The following is a 1531-nucleotide window of genomic DNA, read 5'->3' as shown; positions in this document are numbered from 1 at the left end:
GGTGCCCGCACGCTCGCGGACGCGGACCAGGTGGCGCAGGCGATCCTGGCGCAGTGAGCGCGGCATTGAGACTGGTGCGCCCATGTCAGGGGGTAACGCTCTGCGTCAAAGAGGTTGGCGTAGGGCGTGCGATCAGACAGACAAGAGGGTCGGAATTGTTGACGGGGTTGTTGGCGGTGAAGGCGTACCGGTTGGTGTTGAGCGGGTCCGGGGGCGTCCAAGGTGTCGCATTGGGTGAAGCGTCCAGTGCCCACGGAATACCAGCGGTGTCCGGGTTGGTCACGATCGCCTCGGGGTTACCAATTCCATCGTAGATACAGCGGCTATGGGCGCCCCGGAGGTGCGCAGCATCAGCGGTTGACCGGTGGCCGGATCGTTCTCGATGTGCGCGGTCTCCCCGTTGTCCCGGGTGAGGTTGCCGGTCGGGTCGCATTCGTAGCCGGAGGTGATGATCTGATTGCCGGCGTTGGGGGTGAACTTCGTGGCCCGGTACGGGCCCGAGGTCGCAGAAGAACCGAATGCCGCAGAAGAGGCACCAGTTGAGAAGAGCAACGTGAGGGTCAACTTCCCACTGGTCAGATAGGGTGCCGCCCACGGTACGTACACATCATCAGTACGACAAAAGTCATATTAATACCTAGATGGTCCCAGCTAGTCCGCGATCCAGTACTCGCCCGCCCGTCGGGGCTTTCAGTGCGGGGGTTCACGCGAACTGTCATAGTTGAATGAAAGATCATCCCATCCCGAACTGAGGCGCAACCATGACAACCACCCCGCACCTGATCGTGTTCGACGTCAACGAGACCCTGTCCGACATGGCACCCCTGGGTGCGGCGTTCGAGCGGGCGGGGGTGGCGGCGGGTCTGTCCCGCGCGTGGTTCGCCGGTGTGCTGCGCGACGGCTTCGCCCTGGCGGCCACCGGCGGAAACGCAGGGTTCGCGGAGATTGCCCAGGACAGTCTGCACCGGCTGCTGACCGAGCAGGCAGTCCCCGCTTCGGGAGAGTCCGCCGAAGACATCATGGGTGCTTTCACGAGCCTGGGCGTGCACCCCGACGTGGTGTCCGGCGTCAAGGCCCTGCGCGGCGTCGCGGAGCTGGTCACTCTGAGCAATGGTGCCGGCCAGGTGGCCGAGACTCTGCTGAGCGGTGCGGGGGTCCGGGAGCAGTTCTCGGAGATTCTCAGCGTGCAGGACGCCCCGGCGTGGAAGCCTGCCAGGTCCGCATACGCCTACGCGGCCACCCACTGCGGTAGGAACCCGCAGGACATGCTGCTGGTGGCCGTGCACCCGTGGGACATCCACGGCGCCCACCACGCCGGATTGCGCACCGCCTGGATCAACCGGGCCGGTGCGGCGTATCCGAGCTACTTCGCCCGCCCGGACTGGGAAGCGGCGGATCTGCCGTCCCTGGCGGCGCAGCTCACCGCCTGACCCAGCACGCCCCGCGCCGTCGCCTCGTCCGTGACCAGGTGGGACACGTACCCCGCCGCGAGCGCGGCCTTCAACGGGCGAACCTTCTGCTGCCCACCGGC

At 66.3% G+C, this 1531-nt stretch carries 3 protein-coding genes; 1 reads left to right on the top strand and 2 read right to left on the bottom strand.

Translation table 11 applies throughout. From position 1 onward, the window contains the following. Positions 1-279 precede the first annotated feature (279 nt). Positions 280-552: a hypothetical protein gene (locus tag Q4E95_RS13795; RefSeq protein WP_303383839.1), complete on the bottom strand. Its 273-nt coding sequence runs from the start codon at positions 550-552 to the stop codon at positions 280-282. Positions 553-761: 209 nt separating this feature from the next. On the opposite strand from Q4E95_RS13795, the gene Q4E95_RS13790 reads away from it, so the two are divergent. Continuing rightward, positions 762-1430 carry a haloacid dehalogenase type II gene (locus tag Q4E95_RS13790; protein WP_303383838.1) on the top strand — a complete coding sequence of 223 codons (669 nt, stop codon included), beginning with the start codon at positions 762-764 and terminating at the stop codon, positions 1428-1430. Here the strand turns inward: Q4E95_RS13790 and Q4E95_RS13785 are convergent. Beyond that, positions 1364-1504 carry a hypothetical protein gene (locus tag Q4E95_RS13785; protein WP_303383840.1) on the bottom strand — a complete coding sequence of 47 codons (141 nt, stop codon included), beginning with the start codon at positions 1502-1504 and terminating at the stop codon, positions 1364-1366. The two genes, Q4E95_RS13790 and Q4E95_RS13785, sit on opposite strands and share 67 nt — an antisense overlap. Between the last annotated feature and the right edge of the window lie 27 nt (positions 1505-1531).

The organism is Kocuria sp. (assembly GCF_030536815.1).
GTDB lineage: Bacteria > Actinomycetota > Actinomycetes > Actinomycetales > Micrococcaceae > Kocuria > Kocuria gwangalliensis.
The sequence above is the reverse complement of the archived record's forward strand: the minus strand, read 5'-3'. Positions and strand labels throughout refer to the sequence as shown.